Source organism: Modestobacter sp. DSM 44400, assembly GCF_900107175.1.
GTDB lineage: Bacteria > Actinomycetota > Actinomycetes > Mycobacteriales > Geodermatophilaceae > Modestobacter.
Genome location: NZ_FNOZ01000006.1, coordinates 83,734 through 102,038, shown reverse-complemented (window position 1 = coordinate 102,038; position 18,305 = coordinate 83,734). Strand labels below are relative to the sequence as shown.

At 71.6% G+C, this 18,305-nt stretch carries 20 protein-coding genes; 7 read left to right on the top strand and 13 right to left on the bottom strand.

What is annotated here, in order from left to right:
* Positions 1–149 precede the first annotated feature (149 nt).
* Positions 150–842 (top strand): enoyl-CoA hydratase/isomerase family protein, encoded by a 693-nt coding sequence (locus tag BLW04_RS06305; protein WP_175483920.1) that lies wholly within the window; start codon positions 150–152, stop codon positions 840–842.
* A complete protein-coding gene (locus BLW04_RS06300) occupies positions 835–2,235 on the top strand; it encodes an amidase (protein WP_139306751.1) in 1,401 nt (466 codons plus the stop codon). Before BLW04_RS06305 ends, BLW04_RS06300 begins: the two co-directional genes overlap by 8 nt.
* Before the next feature lie 54 nt (positions 2,236–2,289).
* On the opposite strand, the gene BLW04_RS06295 is transcribed toward BLW04_RS06300, so the two are convergent.
* Genes BLW04_RS06295 through BLW04_RS06285 form a run of 3 tightly spaced genes read right to left on the bottom strand, consistent with a single transcriptional unit; the run spans position 2,290 to position 5,713 of the window.
* A complete protein-coding gene (locus tag BLW04_RS06295) occupies positions 2,290–3,045 on the bottom strand; it encodes a succinate dehydrogenase/fumarate reductase iron-sulfur subunit (protein ID WP_091537921.1) in 756 nt (251 codons plus the stop codon).
* Positions 3,042–4,988 carry a fumarate reductase/succinate dehydrogenase flavoprotein subunit gene (locus BLW04_RS06290; protein WP_091537920.1) on the bottom strand — a complete coding sequence of 649 codons (1,947 nt, stop codon included), beginning with the start codon at positions 4,986–4,988 and terminating at the stop codon, positions 3,042–3,044. The genes BLW04_RS06295 and BLW04_RS06290 overlap by 4 nt, the downstream gene beginning before the upstream one ends.
* A 14-nt stretch (positions 4,989–5,002) precedes the next feature.
* Positions 5,003–5,713 carry a succinate dehydrogenase cytochrome b subunit gene (locus BLW04_RS06285; protein WP_254781120.1) on the bottom strand — a complete coding sequence of 237 codons (711 nt, stop codon included), beginning with the start codon at positions 5,711–5,713 and terminating at the stop codon, positions 5,003–5,005.
* Positions 5,714–5,885: 172 nt separating this feature from the next.
* Here BLW04_RS06285 and BLW04_RS06280 point away from each other — a divergent pair, with 172 nt between their 5' ends.
* Both BLW04_RS06280 and BLW04_RS29305 read left to right on the top strand, forming a co-directional pair.
* Positions 5,886–6,497 carry a sulfite oxidase-like oxidoreductase gene (locus BLW04_RS06280; protein ID WP_091537918.1) on the top strand — a complete coding sequence of 204 codons (612 nt, stop codon included), beginning with the start codon at positions 5,886–5,888 and terminating at the stop codon, positions 6,495–6,497.
* Positions 6,490–7,224, top strand: coding sequence for an FAD-binding oxidoreductase (locus BLW04_RS29305; RefSeq protein WP_305777652.1), 735 nt, complete (start codon positions 6,490–6,492; stop codon positions 7,222–7,224). Before BLW04_RS06280 ends, BLW04_RS29305 begins: the two co-directional genes overlap by 8 nt.
* Before the next feature lie 45 nt (positions 7,225–7,269).
* On the opposite strand, the gene BLW04_RS27365 is transcribed toward BLW04_RS29305, so the two are convergent.
* The 3 genes from BLW04_RS27365 to BLW04_RS06265 all read right to left on the bottom strand — a co-directional run bounded on the left by BLW04_RS27365 (position 7,270) and on the right by BLW04_RS06265 (position 11,017).
* On the bottom strand, positions 7,270–7,470 hold the full coding sequence (locus BLW04_RS27365; RefSeq protein ID WP_217630872.1) for a hypothetical protein: 201 nt from the start codon (positions 7,468–7,470) through the stop codon (positions 7,270–7,272).
* 21 nt (positions 7,471–7,491) lie between these two features.
* The gene (locus BLW04_RS06270) at positions 7,492–8,649 is read right to left on the bottom strand and encodes a M1 family aminopeptidase (protein WP_217630871.1); all 1,158 of its coding nucleotides are present in this window, start codon (positions 8,647–8,649) and stop codon (positions 7,492–7,494) included.
* 256 nt (positions 8,650–8,905) lie between these two features.
* Positions 8,906–11,017 carry a catalase gene (locus BLW04_RS06265; protein WP_091537917.1) on the bottom strand — a complete coding sequence of 704 codons (2,112 nt, stop codon included), beginning with the start codon at positions 11,015–11,017 and terminating at the stop codon, positions 8,906–8,908.
* A gap of 251 nt (positions 11,018–11,268) precedes the next feature.
* Between BLW04_RS06265 and BLW04_RS06260 the strand changes: the two genes are divergently transcribed.
* Positions 11,269–12,084 carry a formate/nitrite transporter family protein gene (locus BLW04_RS06260; RefSeq protein ID WP_254781119.1) on the top strand — a complete coding sequence of 272 codons (816 nt, stop codon included), beginning with the start codon at positions 11,269–11,271 and terminating at the stop codon, positions 12,082–12,084.
* Between the two features lie 11 nt (positions 12,085–12,095).
* Here the strand turns inward: BLW04_RS06260 and BLW04_RS06255 are convergent, their stop codons facing one another.
* The gene (locus BLW04_RS06255; RefSeq protein WP_091537915.1) at positions 12,096–12,641 is read right to left on the bottom strand and encodes a DUF1990 family protein; all 546 of its coding nucleotides are present in this window, start codon (positions 12,639–12,641) and stop codon (positions 12,096–12,098) included.
* Between the two features lie 51 nt (positions 12,642–12,692).
* Here BLW04_RS06255 and BLW04_RS06250 point away from each other — a divergent pair, with 51 nt between their 5' ends.
* On the top strand, positions 12,693–13,550 hold the full coding sequence (locus BLW04_RS06250; protein ID WP_091537914.1) for a HipA family kinase: 858 nt from the start codon (positions 12,693–12,695) through the stop codon (positions 13,548–13,550).
* 5 nt (positions 13,551–13,555) lie between these two features.
* Positions 13,556–13,951: a DUF3037 domain-containing protein gene (locus BLW04_RS06245; RefSeq protein WP_091537913.1), complete on the top strand. Its 396-nt coding sequence runs from the start codon at positions 13,556–13,558 to the stop codon at positions 13,949–13,951.
* Positions 13,952–13,953: 2 nt separating this feature from the next.
* On the opposite strand, the gene BLW04_RS06240 is transcribed toward BLW04_RS06245, so the two are convergent.
* From BLW04_RS06240 to BLW04_RS06220, 6 genes are all read right to left on the bottom strand, one after another.
* Entirely contained in the window at positions 13,954–14,391 is a 438-nt protein-coding gene (locus BLW04_RS06240) for a VOC family protein (RefSeq protein ID WP_091537912.1), read from the bottom strand.
* A gap of 205 nt (positions 14,392–14,596) precedes the next feature.
* Positions 14,597–14,998, bottom strand: a complete 402-nt coding sequence (locus BLW04_RS06235) for a 4a-hydroxytetrahydrobiopterin dehydratase (protein ID WP_091537911.1) — start codon at positions 14,996–14,998, stop codon at positions 14,597–14,599.
* Between the two features lie 16 nt (positions 14,999–15,014).
* The gene (locus BLW04_RS06230) at positions 15,015–15,728 is read right to left on the bottom strand and encodes a phosphoadenylyl-sulfate reductase (protein ID WP_091537910.1); all 714 of its coding nucleotides are present in this window, start codon (positions 15,726–15,728) and stop codon (positions 15,015–15,017) included.
* 167 nt (positions 15,729–15,895) lie between these two features.
* Positions 15,896–17,575 (bottom strand): nitrite/sulfite reductase, encoded by a 1,680-nt coding sequence (locus BLW04_RS06225; RefSeq protein WP_091537909.1) that lies wholly within the window; start codon positions 17,573–17,575, stop codon positions 15,896–15,898.
* Between the two features lie 96 nt (positions 17,576–17,671).
* Positions 17,672–17,758, bottom strand: a complete 87-nt coding sequence (locus BLW04_RS29495; protein WP_371327776.1) for a putative leader peptide — start codon at positions 17,756–17,758, stop codon at positions 17,672–17,674.
* 40 nt (positions 17,759–17,798) lie between these two features.
* Positions 17,799–18,281, bottom strand: a complete 483-nt coding sequence (locus tag BLW04_RS06220) for an RrF2 family transcriptional regulator (protein ID WP_091537908.1) — start codon at positions 18,279–18,281, stop codon at positions 17,799–17,801.
* Positions 18,282–18,305: the final 24 nt, after the last annotated feature.

Here is an 18,305-nt window from a genome sequence, read left to right as displayed (position 1 = left end):
CGTCAGGCAGCTGCCGAGCGAAGAAACGTCGCCGCAGCGCGACTCCGGTATATCATCCTCCTCTCGCTCGGGAACAAGCTTCGAAGCGCGGTTCCTCCCGCCCTCCCGCGATGTCCAGCCGTCATGAGATCTCCAGAAAGGGGCGTCCCGTGTTCTCGTCGCCACTGGTCTACGAGCCGGCGGCGGACGGCGTCGTCCGGATTCGGCTCAACCGTCCCGAGCGACGTAACGCGGTCGACTCGCAGACGGTGGACGCGTTGATCGATGCGTTGCAGACCGACCCCAGTCACATAGCACTGCTCGGTAGCACGACGCCGGGCATCTTTTGCGCCGGTGCCGACCTGCACATCCCGGACGACGAACGAGCGCGCGTCTCTGATCGCCTCTACGCCTGCTACGAGGTAATGGTTTGTCGGTCGGCCCCCGTGATCGCCGTCCTCGACGGTCCGGCGGTCGGCGGCGGGGCCCAGCTTGCGACCGCGGCGGACCTGCGGATCGCCTCGCCCCGCGCCTGGCTGCGCTGGCTGGGACCCGGACACGGCTTGGCCGTCGGCGCCTGGATCCTGCCCAGCCTGGTCGGACGCGCCAGGACACTGGATCTCACCCTCACCGGACGACGTCTCACGGCCGAGCAGGCCGAGGCCGTCGGCGTCGTCACCGAGGTCGCCGGAGACCCGTGGGCACGGGCTGCGGAGCTGGCATTGCAACTGCGCGACCTCCAACCAGCCGCGGTGACCCGGACCCGGGACATCGTCGCAAGCGGGGACTTGCTCGCTCGCTTGCGCGAGGAACGCACCCGCAACCTGGACGGGTGGTCCGGTGCTGGGCCCACGCGTGGCTGATCCCGTAGCCAGCGCCGTCCGGGCGCTCCGGGAGGCCGCTCGCCACTTGGATGTCGACGGACTGCTGCCAACGGTCGAGGAGACCGGGGTGGACAGGAAGGGGTTGCCGCGGCCGATGCGGCCGGCGGAGTCGCGGCCGCGGGGGGTCGCCGACGCACTGGCGAGGGCGCGGTCGGCCATCGAACTGGGCGCGTTCGTCGCGTTGTACGAGGACGCCGCGGCCAACCTCGCCGCACCGGGGCCGCTGCAGGGGCTGCCCGTCGCGATCAAGGACAACATCGACGTCGCAGGGCAGCGGGTCGGCAACGGGACCACCGGTTCCGCAGCCAGGGTGGCCCCCACCGATGCGGTGGTCTGGCAGCGGCTGACCGAGGCCGGCGGCGTCCTCATCGGTCGTACACGCATGCATGAACTCGCCTGGGGAGTGCTCACCCCGGGCTGCCGCAACCCTCACGACCTGGCGCGAGGCACCGGCGGCTCGAGTGGCGGCTCAGCCGCGGCGGTCGCGGCGGGCATCGTCCGCCTCGCATTGGGCACCGACACCGGCGGCTCGATCCGCATCCCCGCCGCACTATGCGGGGTGGCCGGGCTGCGCCCGACCGCCGGCGCCGTGCCGATGCAGGGCGTGTCCCCGCTCGCGCCGTCCCTCGACACGGTGGGACCGATCGCCCGCACCGCGGCCGACTGTCTGCTTGCCCACCAGGTCCTGAGCGCGTTGCCGCATTCGGCTCCGGCCGGCACCGCCGGTCTACGGGTCGGACGGTTGGCCAGCGAGTGCACGCACCGGGTCGCCCCCGCCGTCCAGCGGGCCCTGCAGGCCACCGCCGCGCGCTTATCCGCGGCCGGGGTGGAGGTCGTTGACGTCGAGCTGACGCGAGCCCGCCTCGCCCGCCCGGCGAGCTATGTGATCATGATGGTCGAGGCGGCGACTCACTGGGCCACGCCGGAGTTGCTCGCCGACGACGCGCTCACACCCGAGACTGCGGCGCTGTTGCGTGCTGGAGCCGGGGTGCTCGGGACCGATTACGTTCTCGCGCTGCGGGTGGCGGCCCAGCTGCGCCGCGACGTCGATGCAATGCTGCGCGCACAGCGGCTCGCCGCGCTCCTGCTGCCGTCCGTGCCGGTGACCGCGGCCCCGCCCAGCGCGGACACCGTCGGCATCGGGGCCAGGGCGGAACCGGTGACAGCGGCGTACTCGCGGCTCACCGCCTTGGCGTCAGTCACGGGACATCCCGCGCTCAGCGTGCCGGTGGGGGCGGACGGCGACGGGTTGCCCGTGGGTGCCCAGCTCATCGGACCGCGCCATAGCGAGGCCGACCTGTGCCAGCTCGGGTCGCTGATCGAGCGCCCCCGTTGGCCACGCCCGGCCCCACCCGCACACTGCGAGCAATGATCGCGCCGGGCCGCCAGACCGCTCCACCGCACGAAAGACGGACATGGGCCGGGTTCAGCTGGTCGGCACCGCCCCGGCGCGCAGCGCGCCGAGCAGGTCGTGGTTGAGCCGGGAGATGGTCTCCATCGAGATGCCCTTCGGGCAGACGGCGGAGCACTCGCCGATGTTGGTGCAGCCACCGAAGTCCTCGGCGTCCTGCTGCGCCACCATCTTCAGCACCCGGGCGTCCCGCTCCGGCTGGCCCTGCGGCATGAGCCCGAGGTGGGACACCTTGGCGGCGGTGAACAGCATCGCCGAGCCGTTCGGGCAGGCGGCGACGCAGGCGCCGCAGCCGATGCAGGTGGCGGCGTCGAACGCGGCGTCGGAGTCCTGCTTCGGCACCGCTACCGCGTGCGCCTCCGGGGCGGTGCCGGTCGGTGCAGTGATGAACCCGCCGACGGCGATGATCCGGTCGAACGCCGACCGGTCGACCACCAGGTCCTTGACCACCGGGAAACCACCCGATCGCCACGGCTCGATGTCGATGACGTCACCGTCGGAGAACGACCGCATGTGCAGCTGGCACGTGGTGGTCTGCTCCGGGCCGTGCGCGATGCCGTTGATCATCAGGCCGCAGGAGCCGCAGATGCCCTCACGGCAGTCGTGGTCGAAGGCGATCGGGTCGTCGTCGTCGAGGATGAGCTGCTCGTTGAGGACGTCGAGCATCTCGAGGAACGACATGTCGGGCGAGACGTCGGTGAGGTGGTAGCTCACCATCTTGCCCTTGACGGCGGGGTTGACCTGCCGCCAGACCTTCAGGGTCAGATTCACTTGTAGCTCCGCTGTGCCAGGTGGATGTATTCGTACTCGAGGACCTCGCGGTGCAGCACCGGCGGAACGCCGTCCGGGGTGTACTCCCACGCGGCCGCGTAGGCGAAGTTGTCGTCGTCGCGCAGCGCCTCGCCCTCCGGAGTCTGGCTCTCGGCCCGGAAGTGCCCGCCGCAGCTCTCGTTGCGGTGCAGCGCGTCGACGCACATCAGCTCGGCAAGCTCGATGAAGTCGGCGACCCGGGCCGCGTGCTCGAGGTTCTGGTTGAAGGTGCCCTGCTCGCCGGAGACCTTGACGTTGGTCCAGAACTCCTGCTTGAGCTCGGGGATCCGGTCCAGCGCCTTGCGAAGGCTCTCCTCCGACCGCTCCATGCCGCACAGGTCCCACATGAGCTTGCCCAGTTCGCGGTGGAACGAGGCGACGGTGCGGGTCCCCTTGATCGACAGCAGCTTCGCCGTCTGCGCCTTGATGGCCTCCACGGCCTCGACCGCCGCCGGGTGGCTGGCCTCGACCTTGGGGAAGGGGCCGTCGGCGAGGTAGTTGGCGATCGTGTTGGGCAGGACGAAGTAGCCGTCGGCCAGCCCCTGCATCAGCGCGCTGGCACCCAGCCGGTTGGCGCCCTGGTCGGAGAAGTTGGCCTCACCGATCACGAACATGCCGGGAATGTTGGACTGCAGGTCGTAGTCGACCCACAGGCCGCCCATCGTGTAATGCACGGCCGGGTAGATCCGCATCCCGGTCTCGTACGGGTCCTCGCCGGTGATCTGGGCGTACATGTCGAAGAGGTTGCCGTACTTGGCTTCGATGGCCGGGCGGCCCAGCCGCTGCATGGCATCGGTGAAGTCGAGGTACACGCCCAGCCCGTTGGGGCCCACGCCGCGGCCTTCGTCGCAGACGTTCTTCGCCTGCCGGGAGGCGATGTCACGGGGCACCAGGTTGCCGAACGCGGGGTACTTGCGCTCGAGGAAGTAGTCGCGCTCGTCCTCGGGGATCTGGCGGGGGTCCCGCGAGTCGCCGCGCTCATTGGGCACCCAGACGCGGCCGTCGTTGCGCAGCGACTCACTCATCAGCGTGAGCTTCGACTGGTACTCGCCGTGCACGGGGATGCAGGTGGGGTGGATCTGGGTGTAGCAGGGGTTGGCGAAGTACGCGCCACGCTTGTGTGCCCGCCAGATCGCCGTGGCGTTGGAGCCCTTGGCGTTGGTCGACAGGTAGAAGACGTTGCCGTACCCACCGCTGGCCAGCACCACGGCGTCGGCGAAGTGGCTGCTGATCTCACCGGTGATCAGGTCCCGGGCGACGATGCCCCGGGCCCGGCCGTCGACGACGATCAGGTCCAGCATCTCGGTGCGCGGGTGCGTCTCGACGTTGCCGAGCCCGATCTGGCGCTCCAGGGCCTGGTAGGCGCCGTAGAGCAGCTGCTGGCCGGTCTGGCCGCGGGCGTAGAAGGTGCGGGACACCTGCGCGCCACCGAAGGACCGGTTGTCCAGCAGGCCGCCGTACTCGCGGGCGAAGGGCACGCCCTGGGCCACCGCCTGGTCGATGATGTTGGCGCTCACCTCGGCCAGCCGGTAGGAGTTGCTCTCCCGGGAGCGGAAGTCACCGCCCTTGACCGTGTCGTAGAACAGCCGGTGCACGCTGTCGCCGTCGTTGCGGTAGTTCTTCGCCGCGTTGATCCCGCCCTGGGCGGCGACGCTGTGCGCCCGGCGGGGGCTGTCCTGGAACCAGAAGCTCTTGACGCGGTAGCCGGCCTCGGCGAGGGTCGCGGCGGCCGAGCCGCCGGCCAGTCCGGTGCCCACGATGATGACCGACAGCTTGCGGCGGTTGGCCGGATTGACCAGCCGGGCGCCGAACTTCCGCTCGTTCCACTGCTCGGGGACCGGAACGTCGGCGGGTGCCTTGGTGTCGGCGATCGGGTCGCCGACGGAGAACAGTTCGAGGGACATCAGGGGCTCCTGTCTCAGTCCACGAGTCCGAATGCGACGGCCGCCGGGACCACGAGGTAGCCGGCGATGAGCAGTGTCGAGAAGACGATGGCGATCGCGTTGACCGACCGCTCCCGGCGCTTGGTGGTCTGCCCCAGGGTCTGCGTGGCGCTCCAGATCCCGTGGCGGAGGTGCAGGCCGAGCAGGATGAGCGCCACCACGTAGAACAGGGTGATCGGGATGTTCTCGAAGCTGGCCACGAGCCGGTCGTAGGGCGAGCTGTCGGTGCCCTCGGGGTTCACCGCCCCGAACGTCATGTCCAGGATGTGCCAGATGATGAACAGCAGGATGATCGTCCCGCCCCATCGCAGGGTGCGGGAGGCGAAGCTCTGCTGCACCCGCTTCTTGCTGACGTAGGCCACCGGGCGGGCGCGGCGCGCCTGGGCCCACAGCGAGTACGCCGCCCACATGTGGGCCAGCACCGAGATGGTCAGCACGACCTCGATGGCCGTCAGCAGCGTGCGCGGCGGGAACGCCGGCTCACCGAAGGACCGGAGCCACTCGGAGTAGTCGTTGAAGCTTTCAGCTCCCTGGAACACGTGCAGGTTGCCGATCATGTGCGCGATCAGGAACAGCACCATGATGATCCCGCTGACCGCCATCACGGCCTTCTTGACCACCGAGCTGCTGAACCGCCCGGTCTTGGGAGCCCTCGGTGGAGCCTGCTGCGTCGTCACTGTCGCCACGCTGAACAAGGTATGCCCACTGCCCAGGTGATACCCAGGTGAACGCGGCGTGACTCGCCTCATGTAAGGCGAGCCTCAGCGCACGCACTGGTCCGGGGGAGAGGAGGCAGCGCCGGAGGACACCGGGCAGGATCGGGTGAGATCAGCCCAGCCCCCAGGAGAGGACGACGACGTGGCAGGACCCACCCGAGGTTTCCTCGGCCGCAGCCGGGCGCCGCGTGACCCGCGGCTGCCTCCCGGTCAGTACGACGCCGGAGCCGACTGGCCGGTGCTCACCGCCGAGCCGACGCCCCGGATCAGCCCCGAGACGTGGAGCATCACCGTCGACGGTCAGGTGGAGAAGCCGACCACCTGGACCTGGGACGAGGCGCACCAGCTGCCGGGGGCCGAGTACCGCGGCGACATCCACTGCGTCACCACCTGGTCGAAGTTCGGCACGCGCTTCGGCGGGATCAGCGTGGACTCGCTGTTGGACATCGCCCGGCCCACCCCCGAGGGCCGGTTCGTGATGGCGACGTCCAAGACCGGCTACAACACCAACCTGCCGCTGGAGGACGTCACCGGCGGCAAGGCGTGGGTGGTCTGGGAGTACGACGGCAAGCCGCTGCCGATCGAGCACGGTGGGCCGGTCCGACTGCTCGTCCCGCACCTGTACTTCTGGAAGAGCGCGAAGTGGATCTCCAAGCTGACCCTGATGGCCCGGGACCAGCCGGGCTTCTGGGAGCAAAACGGCTACCACGACCGCGGCGACCCGTGGCGCCAGCAGCGGTACCAGGGTGACTGACGCCCAGCCGCAACGGCGGCTGCGGGCACCGGCCGGTGGCTGGCGGACCGCGACGGTCGCGGGGGTCAGCCGTCCGGTGGCCCGGTCGGTGGAGCTCCGGCTGGACGTCGCCGACCGGGTCGACCACCTGCCCGGTCAGCACTACGTGGTGCGGCTGACCGCCGAGGACGGGTACACCGCCCAGCGATCCTACTCGGTGGCCTCGGCGCCCGGCGACCCGCTGGTCGAGCTGTTCGTGGAACGGCTGGACGAAGGTGAGGTGTCCGGCTACCTCGTTGACGTCGTCGAGCCCGGGGACGTGCTGGACGTGCGCGGGCCGATCGGCGGCTGGTTCGTCTGGGACGGCGAGGAGCCGGCGTTGCTGGTCGGCGGCGGCAGCGGCGTCGTCCCGCTGGTGGCGATGGTCCGGCACGCCCGGGACATCGGCGGTGAGGACCTGCTGCGGGTGGCGGTGTCGGCCCGCACGCTGGCCGAGCTGCCCTACGCCGACGAGCTCGTCGCGGCCGGCGCCCTGGTGGTGACCACGAGAGAGCCGCACGGCATCCGGCCGGCCGCGCGGCTCACCGCGATGGACCTGTTGCCGCTGTGGGAATCCGGCCAGGTGGCGCTCGTCTGCGGGTCGACGCCGTTCGCGGAGTCGGCCAGCCAGCTGCTGGTCGGGATGGGCGTGGCACCGGCGGCGATCCGGGTGGAGCGCTTCGGCCCCTCCGGCGGCCCGGCGGTCTGAGCGGACGGCACGCCGTCCGCCCGGGCCGCCGGGCCGGCCGGGAGCTCAGCCCAGGACCGCGGGCTTGCCCGGGGTGTAGAGCCAGATCCGGAACAGCTCGTCGAGCTGCTGCCCGGACTCCTCCTCGGACAGAGCGATGAAGTCCTCGGTGGTGGTGGCCTCCCCGGCGTAGAACGACGTCCACTCCCGGACGATGCGCAGCATCGTGTCGTCCCCGACCGCCAGCTGCAGCGCGTGCAGCGTCATCGCGCCCCGGTGTACACCGCGTCACCGAAACAGCTGGTCGGTGCCCGGACCGGGGTCGCCGGGGGCCAGCGTCCACAGCGGGTCGTCGGCGGGGATGGCGGCGAACTGGTCGAACTGCTCCTGGACGGTGGCCACGTCCTCGTGCTCGGCCCACAGCCACTCGGCATAGGTGGCGAAGCCCTCGTTGAGCCAGATGTCCTGCCAGCGGGCCAGCCGGACCAGGTCCCCGGTCCACTGGTTGGCCAGTTCGTGCACCACGACGAGGTCGCCGGACGCGGGGTCGCCGAAGAAGCCGGCTGCGTAGACGACCGGGTCTGGGTCTCCAGGGCGAACCCGGGCTCCGGGGCGTGTCGACGATGCCGCCGGCCGCCCGGAACGGATAGGGATCGAGGTGCTCGGACAGGAAACTTCGGCTGGCGGGCCAGGGACGCGCTCGCCTGCACGCCCAGCGGGGTGCTGCCGTCGGTGGTGGGGTCGGACAGGCCGACGTCCACGGCGTCCCAGTAACGGATCCCGTCGGCCTCGTAGGCGTGCACGTCGTACTCGCCGATCGCCAGGGTCACCAGGTAGGTCGCCATCGGCTCGTGGGCGTGCAGCGCCAGGTAGTCCAGCCGTGCTGGTGGACTGGCCCCGCAGCACCCCGTTGGACAGCGCTTCCAAGCCCTTCAGGACGGTGCCCGTCACGTCGATGGAGACGGGGTCGAGCGGGTGGTCGTTGGACGGGAACCAGGTGTCGGCACCGTCGGGCTCACCGGCCACGATCGCGCCGTCGTCGGTGGGAATGAAGCCGTTGGCCCCGAACTCGTCGTACAACGTCTGCGGGACCCCGCTGTAGGTGACGACGGTGGTGAACTCGCGGCCCTCCCGCAGGGCACGACGCGGGGTGATGGTCAGCTCCCCGGCGTCCCGGGTCCAGGTGGCGACGTGGTCGTCGACGGTCACCGCCTCGACGTCCAGGCCCCGGAGGTCGAGGTTGGAACTGGACAGCGCCTGGGCGGCGATCGCCGTCCCGCCGAGGACGTCGGTCGCCGGGTCGTAGCGCAGGTCGAGGTCGTAGTGCCCGACGTCGTAGCCGCCGTTGCCGTCGAGGAGGACGTACGGGTCGCCGGTGCCCGGGGCGCCGGGGGCGGGCTCGGCGTGAGCGCCGAAACCGGGGCCCGCTGCTGCGGTGCCGGGCACGAGTCCCACGGTCACCGCCCCACGACTGCCAGTCGCCGGTACATGGCCGCCTCCGGGTGGGACGTCGAGCCCGCGGTCCGAGAGGATCACGCTAGGGAGGCCGACGGCATCCGGACCGGCACCGGACGCCGACCGGTCCCACCCGCGGAGAGCGGACGGCGAGGGGTGACTCGTTGTGGACCCGCTCCGGCTGTGTCCGGGTTGAGCAGGACGGGAGAGTGCGTCCCCGTCCTGCTCAACGGCGTGCCGTCGGCTGTCAGGCGGCCGGCGGCACCGCCGAGGCGGTCACCAGGTCCGCCCGCTCCCACACCTTGTGCATCCCCATCGCGGCGATCAGGTCCGCGGCCAGGGCGGCCCCGCTGTCCGCGCCGAGCACGCCGGGCCCCGACGTGTCGATGCCGGCGGCGGTCAGCACGTCGGCGCCGTCGCCCCAGCTGCCGAACGCCTTCAGCTGGCGGAACGCCTCCTGCAGCAGGACGACGGCCTTGAGGTCGTTGTCCTTGGGCGCGCCGTCGGCCACGACCACCGCGTCGAACTCGATCGAGCGGCCGGTGACGAACGTCCGCTCGATGACCTGGGTGTCCGTGCCCGAGCCGAGTTTCCCGCCGACCGGGGCGATCACCTTGACCATGGCCCCCTCGGCCTCCAGCGCCGTCCGCAGCGCGGCGATGCCGGCCAGGTCGGCGTCCGGACCGGCTACGACGCCCACGAGGCGACCGGTGATCGGGAAGGGAACGTCGGTGATCTGGCGGAGCGCCGGCGACGGTGCGAGGTGCTCGGCCGGCGTGCCGGACGGCGCAGGCAGGCCGAGCCCGGCGGCGACCTGGGCGCACAGGCCGGTGTCGATCTTCGCGAGCACGGTGAGCGCGCGCTCCTTGATCGCCTGCTCGTAGACCTTGCCGAGCTCGAAGGTGTAGGCCTCGGCGGTGTGCCGCTTCTCGAGGTCGGACAGGCTGGCGTAGAACAGCGCCGCGTGTGAGAAGTGGTCGTCGAAAGACGCGGCGGCGCCGCGCACCACCTCGCCCTCGACCTTCCGCGGCACGTTGACGTATCCGCCGTGCGCGGCGTCGGCGACGGCGGGGGAGTCGCCGTCCACGCTGTTGGGCTTGTACGGCGCCAGCCCCTCGTGCACGGCCGCCTGGTGGAAGCCGTCGCGCGAGTTGTCGTTCACCGGCGCGTGCGGCCGGTTGATCGGGATCTGGGCGAAGTTCGGGCCGCCGAGCCGGGTGAGTTGGGTGTCCAGGTAGGAGAAGTTGCGCCCCTGCAGCAGGGGGTCGTTGGTGAACTCGATGCCCGGGACGACGTGCCCGGTGTGGAACGCGACCTGCTCGGTCTCGGCGAAGAAGTTGGTCGGGTTGCCGTTGAGCACCAGCTTCCCGATCGGCTGCACCGGGCAGAGCTCCTCCGGGACGAGCTTCGTCGGGTCGAGCAGGTCGATGCCCTCGAAGGTCTCCTCGTCGGTGTCGGGCATGACCTGGATGCCGAGCTCCCACTCCGGGAAGGCGCCGGCCTCGATGGCGTCGTAGAGGTCCCGCCGGTGGAAGTCGGGGTCGACGCCGGCGGCGATCTGCGCCTCCTCCCAGATCAGGGAGTGCACGCCGAGCTTCGGCTTCCAGTGGAACTTGACCAGCGAGGTGTTCCCGTCGGCGTCCACGAGCCGGAAGGTGTGGACGCCGAACCCCTCCATCATCCGGAAGGAGCGCGGGATGCCCCGGTCGCTCATGTTCCAGATCGTGTGGTGGGTGGCCTCGGTGTGCAGGGTGACGAAGTCCCAGAACGTGTCGTGCGCGGACTGCGCCTGGGGGATCTCGCGGTCCGGGTGCGGTTTGCCGGCGTGGATGATGTCGGGGAACTTGATCGCGTCCTGGATGAAGAAGACCGGCATGTTGTTGCCGACCAGGTCCCAGGTCCCCTCCTTCGTGTAGAACTTCGTCGCGAACCCGCGGGTGTCCCGCGCCGTGTCGGCCGACCCCCGCGAGCCCAGCACGGTGGAGAACCGGACGAAGACCGGCGTCTCCAGGCCCTCCTCGGCGAGCACGGCGGCCCTGGTGACCGAGGCGGCGGCGCCGTAGGCGGTGAAGACGCCGTGCGCCCCGGCGCCGCGGGCGTGCACCACGCGCTCCGGGATCCGCTCGTGGTCGAAGTGCATGATCTTCTCGCGGAGGTGGAAGTCCTCCAGCAGCACGGGGCCCCGGCGACCGGCCTTGAGCGAGTGGTCGGTGTCAGGGATGCGCACGCCCTGGGCCGACGTCAGGAACTCCCCGGCCTGGGCGCGCGGGTCACGTCCCTCTTTCGGGCCGTCGTACGCCACGCCCGTGGGGCTGACGGTCTTCGGTGCGGACTGGTCGGGCTGGCGCTGCGGGGACATGGGGTTCTCCGGGTGCTGGGGGGCGCGCGATCGGTTGGGCGCTACCCGACGCGCGGCCATCGACACGCTGCCGGTCGCACCGCGCAGGCGCCGTCGGGTGTCGGTCGGCGGCCGACCCCGGCGTCGTGCCGCCGCCGCGCCGGGACGGTTGGGTGCCGGGGTGGTCGGGCCGTGTGGACTCCCGGTGTCCGGGTAGATCGCCCCCGGACCGCGGCCTGCCGGAAAGCCGGGCCGTCGTGGCAGGAGGGGTCGTGGACAGCGCACGGAATGAGCTGGGGGACTCCGAGGGGCCGACCGAGGACGAGCTGCAGGAGGCCTTCGACACCATCGTGAGTGAAGGGGCGCAGCGGCTGCACCGGACCTGGCGGGAGGTGCTGACCACCGGATTCGCCGGTGGCCTCGAGGTGGGTATCGGCGTCCTCCTGCTCTTCGCCGTCTACGCCGAGACCGGCAGCCACCTGCTCGCCGGCCTCGCGTTCGGGGTCGGCTTCCTGGCACTGCTGCTGGCGCGCAGCGAGCTGTTCACCGAGGGCTTTCTGGTCCCGGTCACCGCGGTCGTCGCCGGCCGGGCCAGCGTGGCCCAGCTGGGCAAGCTGTGGAGCGGCACGCTGCTGGCGAACCTGCTCGGCGGTTGGCTGATGATGTGGCTGGTCGTGCGCGCCTTCCCGGACCTACGGGTCACCGCGATCGAGAGTGCCACGCACTACGTGGACGCCCCGCTGGACCTGCAGTCAGCGTCGCTGGCATTCCTCGCCGGCATCGCGATCACGCTCATGACCCGGATGCAGCACGGAACGGAGTCCGACCCGGCGAAGGCCATCGCCGCGGTCGCCGGTGCCCTGGTGCTGGCCGGGCTGCAGCTGTTCCACTCGATCCTGGACTCGCTGATCATCTTCGCGGCGCTGCACGCCGGCGCGCCGTTCGGCTACGGCGACTGGGTCGCCTGGTTCTGGTACACGGCGCTGCTGAACATGGCGGGTGGCCTGCTGGTGGTCACCCTGCTGCGGCTGGTGCGCAGCAAAGAGCTGATCAAGGAGGAACGGGCCGAGGCCGGCGCCGACACCTGACCCGCGGCGGGTCAGCCCGAGGCCGCCCGGCGGATCGCGGCGACGTACCGGTCCAGCGCGGCGGACTGCACCCGGCGGCTGACCGGCGCACCCAGCCTGGACAGCGGCGTGGCCAGCCGGGAGAAGGCCCGCAGCTCGTAGACGACGTCGCCGTTGGGCTGCACCGAGACCACGAAGGACTCCTCGCCGCTCTCCGGGTGGCCAGGCAGGGTGCCGTAGCCGAACCCCCGCCGGTCGGACTCGTCGACCACCCAGACCACCCGGCAGGGGATGTCCAGGCCCAGCCGGCGCAGTCCTGCCGTCATCAGGACGACGGTGCCCGGCGTGCCGGCCGGGCCGCTGGCCTGCACGCGCAGCCCGGCGCCACGCTGGGCGCACCAGCCGAACACCGCGGTGGCCGCGCGGTCGAAGGCCGCCCGGCCGGTGCCCACCACTGCCGCCCGGTCGACGTGGTCGTAGCCGGTCGGCAGGTCGCCGTCCCGGGTCCGGCCGACCTCCGGATAGGTGAACGGCGCGTCGGCGAGCTGGGCCAGGGTGGTCCGGCGGAGGAGTCCCACACGCACAGTCTCTCCGGTGTCGGCGTCGTGCGCCGGTAGGGTCACCGCACTGTGCTGCCCGCTGTTACCGCAACCCGCTACGTCACGCCGCTGCGTGAGGGCGGCTCGCTGCCCGGGCTCATGGAGGCCGACGACCTGGGCACGTACGTGGTCAAGTGGCGTGCGGCCGGCCAGGGAGTGAAGGTGCTCGCCGCCGAGGTCGTCTGTGGTGAGCTGGCCCGCCGGCTGGACCTACCGGTCCCGGCGCTGGTCACCGTGGACGTCGCCCCGGAGCTCGCGGTGGGGGAGCCGGACCAGGAGGTCCAGGAGCTGCTGCGGAACTCCGCCGGCGTCAACCTGGGGATGGACTATCTGCCCGGCGCGCTGGACTTCGAGGCCGGCGTTGCCGAGGTGACCGGTGAGCTGGCCGGCCGGGTGCTGTGGTTCGACGCGCTGGTCGGCAACGTCGACCGCTCGTGGCGGAACCCCAACATGCTGTTCTGGCACGGCTGGCTTCAGCTGATCGACCACGGCGCGACGCTGACCTTCCACCACAACTGGCCCGGCGCCCCGGCCGCGGTGGCCCGGCCCTACGACGCCTCGCAGCACGCGTTGATCGAGTGCGACCCCGACGTCCCCGCCGCCGACGCGGCGCTTGCCGGCCGGGTCACCCGCCCGCTGCTCACCGAGGTGCTGGCACTGGTGCCCGACGCCTGGCTCGAGGGCCCCACGCCCGACGAGCCGGCCGACGACGTCCGGGCGCGGTACGCAGAGCAGCTGCTGGCCCGGCTCGCCGCCCGCGACTCCTGGTTCCCCGGGCTGGTCGCCGCGGTCGCCACCGGCGCCGCCGGACGGCGCACCGCGCCGCGCGGGCAGAACCGGCCCGCCTGGCTGGGGCCGCCGCCGCCGGAGGGGATCAGCCAGCGGTGAGGGCTATGACATCGAGGGACACCTTCGAGTACGCCGTGCTGCGGGTCGTCCCGCGGGTGGAGCGCGGGGAGATCCTCAACGCCGGCGTGCTGGTGTACTGCCGGCAGCGCGACTACCTGGGCTCGCGGGTGCACCTGGACGCCGACCGGCTGCGCGCCCTGGACCCCACCGCCGATCCGGCCGCCATCACCGCGGCGCTGCAGGCCGCCGCCGACGTGTGCGCCGCCGCGGTGGCCGCCGGTGCTGCGGGCCGGGAGGCGCTGGGATCCCGGTTCCGCTGGCTCACCGCCCCGCGCAGCACCGTGGTCCAGCCCGGCCCGGTGCACACCGGGCTGACTCTCGACCCGGACGCGGAGGCCGACCGGCTGCTCCGGCTGCTGGTGCTGCCGGTCGGGGGCTGAGGTCAGGCGCAGAACTCGTTGCCCTCGGGGTCCAACAGCACCGCCCAGTGCACGCCCAGCTCCGTCTTCTCCTCGACGAGGGTGGCGCCCAGCGCGGTGAGCCGCTCGACCGCCGCGGCCACCAGGGTGCGCTGCTCTTCCAGCGGCACCCGGGAGCCGCCGCCGGCCAGCAGGTCCAGGTGCACGCGGTTCTTCGCCGACTTCACCTCCGGGACCCGCTGGAAGTAGATCCGCGGCTGCGTGCCGGTGTGCTCCTCCAGCGCGAAGCCGGCGGCCCAGTCCTCCTCCGGCACGCCTTGGGAGCGCAGCCACGTCGGCCAGTCGGGGGCGCCGTCGGGCGGGTCGGGCACGCGGTAGCCGCGGTCGGCCAGCGCCGCGGCCCAGAACCGGGCCAGCCCCTCGGTGTCGGTGGCGTCGAAGACGATCTGCACAGGAGGCATGCGCCCCATCCTGGCCGGGCCCGCGCCGCGCGGCCAGATGTCGGTGGCCGCTGGTAGACCGCGCGCGTGGAGATCACCGCGGTGGGCGTGAGCGCCACCGACCTGCCCCGCGCCATGGCGTTCTACGAGCTGCTCGGATTTGCCCATCCGCCGCTCGGTCCGGAGGAGGACCACGTCCAGACCGACTCGTCGTCCGGGTCGACCTCTACGCGCCCCTGCCGGGCTGATCGAACTTCCGCTGGCGGCCCCTCGCGCACGCCTGGTCGATCTGGTCGAGGGCTTTGCGCTCCGCCGGGCTGGGGTTCTCCAGGTTGCCCTCGGAGAGCAGTTCGTCGACCCGGCGGGCGAACTCGAGGTCGAGCTCGGTGACGCCGTCCGCGGAGTGCGTGACCAGGAAGACGGTCAGCGTGCGGTGGCGGATGTCGAGGTCCGGGTGGTGGTCCATCTCCGCCGCGATGGTCGCGAGCTCCACCGCGCGTTCGGCCGCGGCGAGGAGGCTGGCCTCCCGGATCCGGCGGTGGATCCCGGTGACGTCCCCGGACCACTCGGGCAGCCCGGTGAGGGCAGCAGCGACCCGCTCGGCGGACAACGCGTGCGGACGGACCATGCCGGAGTCTCCCAGCTCAGACGTTGACCCCGCACTCGACCTTGTTCTTGCCCGCCCAGCGGCCGGCGCGCGGGTCCTCGCCCGGCGCGACGGGGCGGGTGCAGGGAGCGCAGCCGATGGAGGCGTAGCCCAGGTCGATCAGCGGGTTCACCGGAACCTGGTGTTCGGCGACGTAGGCGTCGACGTCGTCCTGCGTCCAGGCGGCCAGCGGGTTGACCTTGACCATGCCGCGCTTGGCGTCCCAGTCGACCAGCTTGGTGTCCCGCCGGGTCGACGACTCGTCGCGGCGCACGCCCGACCCCCACGCGGTGTACCCCTGGAGTTGCTTGGCCAGCGGCACCACCTTGCGCATCGAGCAGCACAGGTCGGGGTCACTGTCGTGCAACTGCGGGCCGTACCGGGCGTCCTGCTCGGCCACGGTCAGCTCGGCCTGGACGCTGTGCACGGTGATCGGCAGGACGCCGGCGATCCAGTCGCGGGTGCCCAGGGTCTCGGCGAAGTGGTAGCCGGTGTCCAGGAAGACCACGTTGACGCCGGGCAGGGCGCGGGACGCGAGGTGGGCGAGCAGCCCGTCGGCCATGCTCGAGGTGATCGCGAAGCCGTTCCCGAAGGTCTCCCCGGCCCACCACAGCACCGACAGCGCCTGCCACTCCGGGTCGGAGATCGACTCGAAGCGGAGGTTGGCCCACTCGGCCAGCTCCTCGTTCCTCTGGACGACAGCGCTGGTCATGCGCGTGTCTCCCCCGTTCCCGTCAGTCGGATCGTGAAGGTCCGCAGGCAGGCACCGCAGTGCCACGACCCGTCGTCCCCGTGCGGGGTGAGGTCCTCGTCCCCGCAGTACGGGCAGTGGAACGGGGGCAACTGGCGGGTTCTTCCTGACGTGGGCTGGGTCATGGGTCAGATCAGCCAGGTCTCGTCGGCCCGGGCGACGTAGGCGGCGAAGCGCTCGCCGGGATCGCGACGCTCGAGGTAGGTGCGCAGCACCCGCTCGCAGTAGTCCGCAGTCTCGTCCTGGGTCACCTTGTGGCCGCGGAACTTGCGGCCGAAGGCAGCCTCGGTGCCGAGGTGGCCGCCCAGGTGCACCTGGAAGCCGCCCACCATCTCGCCGACCGCGTTGCGGACCATCGAGCCCTTGAAGCCGATGTCAGCGGTCTGGAACCGGGCACAGCTGTTCGGGCAGCCGTTGACGTTGATCGAGATCGGCTCGTCGAAGTCGGGGAGCCGCTTCTCCAGCTCGTTGTAGAGGTCCTGGGCGTGGTTCTTGGTCTCCACGATGGCGAGCTTGCAGAACTCCAGGCCGGTGCAGGCCATCGTGCCGCGACGGAAGGCGCTGGGCCGCACCTGGAGGTCCCGCTCGGCCAGCCAGTCGACGAGCTCTTCGACCCGCTCGTCGGGGATGTCGAGGATGAGCATCTTCTGCTGCGTCGTCGTCCGGATCCGGCCGCCCCGGGTGCCGAGCTCCTCGGCCTTGTCGGCCAGCTGCCCCAGCAGGCTGCCGCTGATCCGACCGGTCCGCAGGGCGAAACCGAGCGCGTTGGTGCCGTCCTTCTGCTTGGTGACCCCCACGTGGTCCCGCTCGTCGTGCCTGGCCGGGGGCGCCGCCGGGCCGTCGGGGAGCGGCGCGTGCAGATACTCGTCCTGCAGCACCTGGCGGAACTTCTCCGGGCCCCAGTCAGCCATCAGGAACTTCATCCGGGCGTGGTTGCGCGAGCGGCGGTAGCCGTAGTCGCGGAAGATCGAGGTCACCCCGGCCCAGACTTCGGAGACCTGCTCGGGGCGGACGAAGACGCCGATCCGCTGGGCCAGCATGGGGTTGGTGGACAGCCCGCCACCGACCCACAGGTCGTAGCCCTCCTCGCCGTCCCCGTTGCGGACGCCGACGAAGGACACGTCGTCCAGCTCCGGCTCGGTGCAGTGGTCGATGCAGCCGGACATCGATGTCTTCCACTTGCGGGGCAGGTTGCTGAACTCCGGGCTGCCGACGTACTTCTCGACCACCTCGGCGAGCACTCCGCTCGCGTCGAGGACCTCGTCCCGGGCGACTCCGGCCAGCGGGCAGTTCAGCATGCCGCGGGGGACGTCACCGCAGGCCTCGGTGGTCTGCAGGCCCACGGACTCCAGCCGTTGCCAGATCTCCGGCACGTCCTCGATCCGGATCCAGTGCAGCTGCACGTTCTGCCGGTCGGTGATGTCGGCGATGTCGCGGCCGAAGTCGGCGCTGATGCCCGCGATCGTCCGTAGCTGGGCGCCCGACAGCTGACCGCCGTCGGTGCGCACCCGCATCATGAAGTAGGAGTCCTCGAGCTCCTCGGGCTCCAGCACGGCGGTCTTGCCGCCGGGGATGCCCTGGGCCCGCTGGGTGTAGAGCCCCATCCAGCGCATCCGGCCCCGCAGATCACTGGGGTCGATGCTGTCGAAGCCGGCCTTCGAGTAGATGTCGATGATCCGCTGGCGGACAGCCAGCCCGTCGGAGTCCTTCTTGAACCTCTCGGTCGGGTTCAGCGGTTCCCGGTAGCCGAGCGCCCACTGACCTTGGCCACGGACCGGACGGTTGCTGGTGCGGGTGGGGGAGGACACGTCAGTACTTCTCCTCTGCGCCGGCACGCGCCTGCTCCAGGGGCGTGACACGGTGCTGGCCGGGGGTGTGCAGCGGGGGCTGCGGGGGATGCCGGGTCAGCGCGCGGCGCGACACGCGGCGCTGGAGACCCGCGCCAGATCGACGTGCAGCCGCTCTACAAGGAGCGCGCCGCAGTCCGTCACGCCTCTATGGTGCCACACCGGGCGGCCGATGACCCGGAGGTCAGCTGTGGACGTCGTCGGCGACCGTGCCGAAGGAACGCCAGGCGCTCTCGAGTTCCACCAGCTCGGCGACGTGCGGCGGCAGGGTGCCGGCGACCACGTCGGCCAGGGTGACCCGCTCCAGGACCTGCCGATAGCTCTCCCGCGCGGCCACCCAGACACACGCCAGCTCGGCGGCAGGACCGGGGTACTCGACGTCCTCCGGGCGCTGGCCGTGCACCTCGGCGAGGAACCCCTGCTCGACCCGCATGACCCGGGCGATCGACACCTGCTCCGGCGGGAGGGCCAGCCGGTAGCCGCCCTCCCGGCCGCGTTGACTGGTCACCAGCCGGGCGTGCTGCAGGTCGGCGAGGATGGCCTGCAGGAACCGGGAGGGGATGCCCTGCGACTGGGCGATGCGGTCACAGGTGAGGGCGCCGGGGGCGGCGGCAGCCAGTTCGATCGCCGCCCGCACCGCGTAGTCGACCCGGGCGGAAATGCGCACGGGCCCATCCTGCCGTGTCTGGGA